5 protein-coding genes are annotated in these 8,772 nt (G+C 72.3%); 4 read left to right on the plus strand and 1 reads right to left on the minus strand.

What is annotated here, in order from left to right; genetic code table 11:
* On the minus strand, window positions 1-252 hold a 252-nt coding region (locus tag U9977_RS08260), incomplete at its 3' end, for a patatin-like phospholipase family protein (RefSeq protein WP_322748603.1).
* Window positions 253-547: 295 nt separating this feature from the next.
* On the opposite strand from U9977_RS08260, the gene U9977_RS08265 reads away from it, so the two are divergent.
* The 4 genes from U9977_RS08265 to U9977_RS08280 all read left to right on the plus strand — a co-directional run.
* Window positions 548-2,227: a TIGR02677 family protein gene (locus tag U9977_RS08265; protein ID WP_322748604.1), complete on the plus strand. Its 1,680-nt coding sequence runs from the start codon at window positions 548-550 to the stop codon at window positions 2,225-2,227.
* Window positions 2,228-2,280: 53 nt separating this feature from the next.
* A complete protein-coding gene (locus U9977_RS08270) occupies window positions 2,281-3,483 on the plus strand; it encodes a TIGR02678 family protein (protein WP_416210516.1) in 1,203 nt (400 codons plus the stop codon).
* A complete protein-coding gene (locus U9977_RS08275) occupies window positions 3,480-7,718 on the plus strand; it encodes a TIGR02680 family protein (protein WP_322748606.1) in 4,239 nt (1,412 codons plus the stop codon). Before U9977_RS08270 ends, U9977_RS08275 begins: the two co-directional genes overlap by 4 nt.
* A gap of 56 nt (window positions 7,719-7,774) precedes the next feature.
* Window positions 7,775-8,772: TIGR02679 family protein (locus U9977_RS08280; protein WP_322748607.1), on the plus strand; the 998-nt coding region annotated here is incomplete at its 3' end.

The following is an 8,772-nucleotide window of genomic DNA, read 5'->3' on the forward strand; positions in this document are numbered from 1 at the left end:
GATGGAACGATCGGCGAAGCGGCTGTAGTCGAGGGTGTTCATCACCTCGACGAGTTCGTGAAGATCCCTTCCGGCCTTCTGGTAGGCCGCGACGAGCGACGCCACAACGGCGCCGGCGCTCGTGCCGGCGATCCGCGGAAAGGAGTAACCCGCGTCGACAAGGGTGAGCACCGCGCCGACCAGGCCGATGCCCTTGACCCCGCCGGCGTCGAGCACCAGATCAGCCTTGCGTTCCTGTTCCGAGCCAGTCACGGCCGTCCCTCCCGAATTGCCCTGTACCTGTGGAAAGGGTAGGGCAGGCAGGCTGCCCGGGGGAGGCACGGTGCCGGTCGGTGCCGGTCGGTGCCGGTCGGTGCCGGTCGGTGCCGGTCGGCGCCGGTGAGGTGCGCTGCTCAGGGGAGGCCCGGTCGTTGACGCCACCCACCGGCATCGTGGGAGTCCGCAGGGCAACCGTGCCGTCCCTATTGTGACAGTACCTCCGCTGTTCCCTTCCGTATTGTTCGACCCGCGTTCTGCGAGCATTGGCTGGTTGGCGATACTGGTCCGTGTGACGACCCGCAAGCCGACCGACGAGATCACCGTCGGCGCCGACGTTGCGTCCAGGCAACCGTTCGCCCACCTGAGCGCGCCGAACGCGTCCTTTTATCGGGATGTGTTGATGACGTTCGCGCGGGCGAGAGACCGGTTCATCGTGCACATGCGTCCCGAGGACGTGAGCGCGGATCTGGGCCGGCCGGGGGATGGCGAGCCGGTGGTCGCGGCGTTGGAGAAGCTGGTCGAGTGGGGAAACCTGCGGTCCGATCCGGATACCGGCCGGGTGACCAGTGTGGAGGACTTCCATCGGGCCAGGTATCTGTACCAGCTGACCACCGCCGGGCAGGCGGCCGAGGAGGCGATCGCCGTCTACGAGGAGGCGATCGGACGCAGGGGTGTCCTCCAGTCGGTGGCGCTGGAGGATATTGCCGCGCAGCTGCGCGCACTGGCCGAGTTGGTCACGGCAGACGAGGCTCGGCTTGACCCGGCGAAGGTGCATCTGTTGTTGCTGGCGTTGGCCGAGCGCTTCACCGGGCTCGCCGACAATGCACAGGCATTTATGGCGTCGCTGCGTCGGGTGATTGATTTTGCCGATGGTGACGTGGTCGCGTTCGTCGCCTATAAACAGCGTCTCATCGACTATATCAACAGGTTCATCGCAGATCTGGCCAACCGGGGCGCGGAGATCGCCACCCTGCTCGGCCAGATCGAGGCGGCCGGTGTGGACCGGCTGCTGACGATCGCCGCCCGGCGGGAGGCCGCCGACGCCGTCCCGGGTCTGTCGGCCGGCAGCGAGGCTGGCAGCGAGGCCGGTACCGACATCGTGGCTACTTCGGCCGGGGCGGATACCTCCGCCGCAGCGGACACAGCGGCCGCGTACGACACCGCGATCAGGATGGCCGTCGATGCCTGGCGCAACCGGTGGCGCGGCCTGCGGGACTGGTTCCTGTCCGCCGACTCGCGTCATCCGTCGCAGGCCCGGTTGCTGCGCGGTGCAGCCATCACCGCGATCACCCAGCTTATCGACACCGTGGCTGCGCTCAACGAGCGCCGGTCCGGGCGGTCGGACCGATCGGCGGACTTCCGGGCACTGGCCCGCTGGTTCGCGCAGGCACCGGACGACGCCGGCGCCCACCGGCTGTGGCGGGCCGCGTTCGGCCTGACCCCGGCCCGGCATCTGACGGTCACCCAGGAGACGGTGGCGGCGTGGCAGGAGCACGAGCCGGCGCCGAGCACGCCGTGGCGCCAAGCGCCGCCCGTGCGCATCAGCCCGCAGTTGCGCAAGACCGGTTCCTATGAGCGGCGCGGCCAGCCCAACCGGGTCGCTGACCGCGCTGAGCAGCGCCGGTTCCTCGCCGAGCAGGCCGCTCGGGAAGCCGAACAGGTCGCGGCGGCCCGCGAACGCCTCGCCACCGTGCGACCGGTCCTGCTCTCCGAGCTCGGCGTACTCGACCGCCAGGCGTTCCGGCTGTTCCTCGGCGTGCTGTCAGACGCACTCTCGGCGCGGTTGCCGGGCGATTCAGAGGTGAACACCACCACCAGTGACGGCACCATGGAGATACGGTTGTCTCTTGTTCCCGACGGCGGTGTCGTGCGGATCGAGACTGCCGACGGTGTGCTGCACGGTCCGCAACATTTCGTTGAGATCATTGATCTGACTGCGGTGCGGCGCCGGGTAGAGGTGGCGGTGTGAGAGTGGACGCCTTCGCCGATGAGGGCACAGCGCAGCGACGTAAGGCGCTGCGCATGTTGCTGGCCAAGCCGCTGCTCACCGCGGGCGCGGACGACGACGCGCTGCGGTTGATCCGCCAGCATGCGTCCGAGCTGCGCGAATGGCTCGCCGCCGAGACCGGCTGGCGACTGGTTGTGGACGCCGAGTCGGCGCGGCTGTTCAAGACGGCACTGGTTGTTCTGGACGGCACGCATCCGGCCAGGGACGGTCGCGGCAGGGCGCCATTCGGACGGCGCCGCTACGTGCTGCTCTGCCTCGCGCTGTCGGTGCTGGAGACGGCTGACGCGCAGATCACCCTTGGTCGGCTCGCGGAGGGGATCATCGTCGCGGCCAGTGAACCGGAGCTGGCGGACGCCGGCATCGCGTTCACCCTCAGCCGCCGGGACGAACGCTCCGACCTGGTCGCGGTGGTCCGGCTGCTGCTCACCCTCGGGGTGCTGGAACGGGTCGCCGGCGACGAGGACGCCTACCTGACCGCTACCGGCGACGTGCTTTACGACGTGCGTCGCCGGATTCTGGCGGCGATGCTCACCGGCGCCCGGGGCCCGTCCACGATCGACGCCACCGACTTCGAGCGGCGGTTGGCCGAGCTGACCTATGAGCCGGTCGCCGACACCGACGATCTGCGTAATCGGGCGCTGCGCCACCGGCTGACCCGCCGGTTGCTGGATGATCCGGTCGTCTACTACGACGAACTCGCCGAGGACGAGCGCGTCTATCTGGTGAGCCAACGCCATGCGATCACGCGGCGGATCGAGGAGGCCACCGGCCTGATTGCCGAGATGCGCGCCGAGGGCATCGCGATGGTCGACCCCGATGACGAGCTGACAGACGTGCGCATGCCCGAACAGCGCACCGACGGTCACGTGACGCTGCTGGTCGCCGAATACCTGGCGGCCCGGGTGGAGCGCGCCGAGCCCGTACCGGTCGCCCGACTGCGCGCGCACGTCCGGAAGATGGCGGTCGAGCATGCCGCCTACTGGCGCCGCGGCGTCACCGAGCCCGGGGCCGACGGCGAACTGCTCGCCGTGGCGCTGGACAAGCTGCGTGCACTGCGGCTGGTCGCCGACGTGCCCGGCGAGCCACCCATGGTGATCGCCCGGCCGGCGATCGCGCGGTACGCGGTCGAGGCGCCGACGATCCGCACCGGCCCGAGCTCCCGCGCCGGTCGGACCGTCCGCACCACCGCGTCAACGGGCGGGCGGCGACACCCGTGACGGCCGTGCTGTCGACGCCGACGCCGACGCCGACGCCGACACCGACGCCGACACCGCTGCCGATGCCGCGTCGGGAGCGCTGGCAACCGCTGCGTGCCGGTCTGGTGGACCTGTTCTACTACGACGTCGAGGAGTTCCACTTCCACGACGGCCGGTTGCTCCTGCGCGGCAACAACGGCACCGGCAAGTCGAAGGTGCTCGCGTTGACCCTGCCGTTCCTGCTCGACGGTGAGCTGGCCGCGCACCGGGTCGAACCCGACGGCGACCGCAACAAGCGGATGGAGTGGAACCTGCTGCTCGGCGGCAGGCATCCGCATCCCGAGCGGCTGGGTTACACCTGGCTGGAGTTCGGCCGGCTGCGCGCGGATGGCGTGGCCGAATACCGCACGATCGGTGCCGGCCTCAAGGCGGTGGCCGGGCGTGGCATCGCGCGGCACTGGTTTTTCGTCACCGGGCAGCGGATCGGCCCGGAACTGTCACTGATCGGCCCGACTCGGGTGGCGCTGACCCGGGACAAACTCAAAGACGCCGTCGACGGGTCCGGCATGGTGTACGACACGGCGTCGGACTACCGCCGGGCCGTGGATGAGGCGCTGTTCGGGCTCGGCGGGCACCGGTACCAGGCGCTGGTCAATCTGTTGATCCAGCTACGGCAGCCGCAGTTGTCCAAGAAGCCCGATGAGAAGCTGCTCTCCCGCGCGCTCACCGAGGCGTTGCCGCCGCTGGACCCCGCGTTGGTGACCACCGTGGCCGAGGCTTTCCGCGGGCTGGACGAGGAACGCGAGGCGCTGCGCGGTCTCGCCGAGGCCAAGACCGCGGCGGACGCCTTTCTGACCCACTATCGCCGCTATGCCGCCGTCGCCGCCAAGCGCCGCGCCGCGCCGCCGCGACAGGCCAACAGCCGTTACGAGCAGCTCGGCCGGGAACTGGGTGAGGCCGACGCGGCGCACCGCGGCGCGACGCAGGCGCTTGTCGCCACGCACCAACGGCTGGAAGAGCTGGCCGACGCCAGGGCCGCGTTGACGGCGCGGCGCACCGCCTTGCAGGACAGCCCGGAGATGCGTGACGCCGAGGCGTTGCGGACCGCGGGCGAGGATGCCGACCGCCTCGGCCGGTTCGCGGCGGAGCGGAGGACCGAGAGCGCCGCCGCCGACGATATCGTCCGGCAGCGGGAAACCCAGCTCGTCGCCGCCCGGCGGACCGCCGAGGCGGATGCGGCGGCCTGCCAGGCCGTGCGGACCACCGCAGCCCGCGCCGCCGAGGCCGCCGGGGTCACCGACCGGCACGCCGCGGTCCTGGCCGACCTCGACAGGGATCAGCCGCCGTACCCGATCGCCACCCGGGCGGGTGCCGCGCTGATCGAACGCCAAGCCGGCGCCGTGGCCCGCCTGAACACACTGCTGGCGGCGGCGGCGACCGCCGAGGCGGCGCTGCGCGCGGCCCGCGACGAACTGGAACGGATCATCGGTGAGCAGCAGGCCGCCGCGGAGCGGATCGCCGCGGCCGAGGACCTCACCGTGGCGCACAGCGCCGAGCTTCTCGCCGCGTGCGCACGCTACCTGGCCGGCACGGCGTACCTGCGGGTGGCCGACGCCGACGGGCTGCTCGCCGTCATGGAAGCATGGGTGGAAACCCTCGACGGCCCCAACCCGGTGACAGCGGCCGTCGACGAGGCGGCCCGGGCCGCCACCGCCGAACTCGCTCGCCGCCAAGCCGACATCGACGCCGAGCGCGCGGGCGCCGACCGGGAGCGCGAACAGCTCGAGGCCGAGATCGCACGGCTGGAAGCCGGCGGCCACGACGCGCCGCCGATTCCCTACACCCGCGACAGCCAGACCCGCGACGGCCGGGCCGGCGCCGCGCTGTGGAAGGTTGTCGACTTCGCCGCCGACGTGCCCGACGAGCATCGGGCCGGCATCGAGGCGGCGTTGGAGGCGGCCGGGATCCTTGACGCGTGGCTCGCCCCGGACGGTCGCCTATACGACACCGTGACCGACGACGTCCTGCTCGCCCCGGGTCGGCCGGCGCCGGCCGGCGGGCTCACCGCCATGCTCGCCCCGGCGATCGACCGCGCCGATGCCGGCGCGGCCATGCTCACCGACACCGCGGTCAGCGCCCTGCTGGCGACGATCGGTCTGGGTGGCGGCGCCAGGACATCGGGTGATGGATCCGGAGCATCGGGTGAGGACTCCGGGACTCTGGCTGACGGTGGCGGAACGTGGGTAGCCGTCGACGGCCGGTTCGGCAACGGGGTGTTGACCGGCTCCTGGCACAAGGACGCCGCCGGCTACATCGGGGAGGGTGCCCGCGAGGCGGCCAGGCGCGTCCGCCTGGAGCAGCTGCGGACGGAGCTGGCCCGGATCGAGCAACGGCTGCGCGAGCTCGCGGCGACCGCGGCCGAACTGAGTGGGCGCCAGCGTTCCCTGGCCGCCGAGCACCGGGCGCAGCCGGCCGACCGGGAGCTGCGCGAGGCTCACGTCAAACTCGCCGGCGAGCACGAGGTCAGGCGACGTGTCGACGCGCGGCACGCCGAGGCGGTCACGATCGTGGCCGGCCGGGAGGCCCAGGCGCACACGGCGCGGGCCGCCGCCGGCGAGTTCGCCGCCGATGTCGGCCTGCCCGCGGACGCCGTCGCGCTTGACGCCGTCCGGGCGGCGGTGGGCGACTACCGGGTGGCCCTGGCCGGGCTGTGGCCGGCGGCGCAGGCGTTGGACCGGGCGCGCCGCGCCGCCGCCGATGCCGAACGGGAGGTCGATCGTGCGGTGGAACGCCGCGAACGGGCCGGGGCGGCGGCGACCCTGGCGCGCGCCCAGGCCGACGTCGCGGCCGAACGTCACCGGGTCCTGGTCGAGACGGCGGGCGCCGGCGTCGAGGAGCTGTACCGCACGCTCGCCGCGGTCGCCGCCGAACTGGTCCGGTGCGACGAGGACGAGAAGGCGGCCCGCGTCGCGGAAGGTGCGGCGCGAGATGCGCGCGGCAAGGCCGAGGGCCGGCGTGAAACCCTCCAGGGATCGATCGCCACCGCCGCCGCTGAACGTGACCATGCAGTTGAGGAGCTGCGAGCCTTCGCCGCCACCGGCCTGCTGGCCATCGCCGTGCCCGAACTGGAGACCCCGGACCCGAGCGAGCCGTGGGCGCCGACACCGGCCGTCATGCTCGCGCGTGCCGTCAACGCCGCACTGGACGGGGTCGACGACGCCGACCGTCGCTGGGAGCTGGTGCAACAGCGGGTCTCGACCGAACACAAGGTGCTCACCGACGCGTTGTCCCGCCACGGCCATTCGGTTGGGATGACCGTACGCGACGGCATCATCGTGGTGGACGTGCTGTTCCAGGGCCGCAAGCAGGACATTCCGACCCTGGTGGCCGCGCTGGAGACCGAGACCGAGCAGCGGGCGACGCTGCTGTCCGCGAAGGAACGCGAGATCCTGGAGAACCACCTCGTCAACGAGGTGGCGGGCACCCTCCAGGAACTGATCACCGGCGCGGAGGAGCAGGTCAAGGCCATCAACGGGGATCTGGCGGAGCGGCCCACATCGACCGGGATGCGGCTGCGGCTGCAGTGGCGGGCCGCCCGCGGGGCACCCGTCGGGCTGGACCGGGTGCGTGACCGGCTGCTGCGCCAGACCGCCGACGCCTGGAGCGCGGCGGACCGGGCAGCGGTGGGAGCCTTCCTCCAGGAGGAGATCAACCGGGAGCATGCCGCGGACACATCCGGCGGCTGGGCCGAACAGTTGACCCGCGCGCTGGACTACCGGACGTGGCACGAGTTCGCCATCCAGCGCTATCAGGACGGCCAGTGGCGGTCGGCCACCGGGCCGGCCTCCGGTGGCGAGCGGGTGCTGGCCGCGTCGGTGCCCCTGTTCGCCGCCGCGTCGTCGTTCTACACCTCTTCGGGTAACCCGAATGCCCCGCGCCTGATCGCCCTGGACGAGGCGTTCGCCGGGGTGGACGACGACTCGCGCGCCAAGTGCCTCGGGCTGCTCGCCGCGTTCGACCTGGATGTGGTGATGACCAGCGAACGGGAGTGGGGCTGCTATCCGCAGGTCCCGGGCCTGGCGATCGCGCAGCTTGCCCGTAGGGACGGCATCGACGCCGTGCTCGTCACGCCGTGGCGCTGGGACGGGAGCGAGCGGGTGCGGGTCGAACGCCCGGTGCCCTACCTTCCCGAACCGACGCCGACGCCGACGCCGGCCACCGGCCCAGCCGACAGCACTGGCCTACTGTTCGAGTGAGTAGTCGAGTGAGTAGTCGAGTGAGTAGTCGAGTGAGTAGTCGAGTGAGTAGTCGAGTGAGTGGTCGGTTGGGTGAGATGGGTGGAGATCGACCCGAGGACGTCGGGCGCCTGCAACGGCTGCTCGGTGGCGAGCACACCGCGTGGTTGCTGGACCGGGCGCGGCACAGGATGGAGCACGGCAGGCCGCTGACCGGTTCGGTCACCCTCACCAACGCCAGCGGAGACCAGCGGCGGGCGGTCGAACGGCTGCTGGGCCGGCGGGCCGGGACGGGCGTGTCACTGACGGTGTCGCTGGACGAGGTCGACACGGTGCTGCGCACCAGCGGCGCCGCGCCGGACGGCCTGGGCGGCGCCGTGCGGCTCCTGCTCGGTGAGGTCGGCGACCGGGTGGCGCTGGCCGCGGCGGACGCGGCGGCGTGGGCGGACGCGCACGCGCCACTGGACGCACTCGTCGCGCGGCGCCCCGAGCTCGCCACCTGGCGGTCGTGGCTGGACGCCACCGGTATGATGCGCCGCCTGGCCACGAGCCCCGACGCGGCGGCGGCGCTCGTCGCCGATCTGCTGCGGGTGCTCGAGGCGTTGCCCTCGGCCGGCGTGGCACTGGGCCGGCTGGCCGCGGCGAGCACGGGGGACGCGCACGCGCTGGACGACGCCCGGCCGCTGGCGACGCTGTCACTCGCCGCGGCCCGGGTGCTGCGGGGCGCACCGCCGGTCGGTGACGGCTCGGCCGCCGAACGCCGTGCCACCTGGGCCGCGGTCGGTGTCCACCGCGACGAGCTGTCGTCGGTGGTGCTCTGCCTCGGCCTACCGGGCGGCGTGACCACCACGACCGGTCGCATCCTCGCGGTGGCCCGCGACGCGGGGGAGCCGTGTGTGCTGACCCTGCGTCAGCTCGGCCGGGACCAGGTGGACCTCGGCGTCGGCGACGGGCTGGTGTGGATGTGCGAGAACCCGATCGTGCTCGCCAGCGCCGCCGACGAGCTGGCGGACCGGTGCCCACCGTTGGTGTGCGTGAACGGGCAGCCGTCGGTCGCGGTGGTCCGCCTGCTCGA

Source organism: Protofrankia sp. Cas8, assembly GCF_963555845.1.
Taxonomy (GTDB): Bacteria; Actinomycetota; Actinomycetes; order Frankiales; family Frankiaceae; genus Protofrankia.

Bases quoted from the DNA above. Each gene is read 5' to 3' on its own strand.
- U9977_RS08270 (WP_416210516.1), top strand. From the start codon at position 2,281: ATGTTGCTGGCCAAGCCGCTGCTCACCGCGGGCGCGGACGACGACGCG.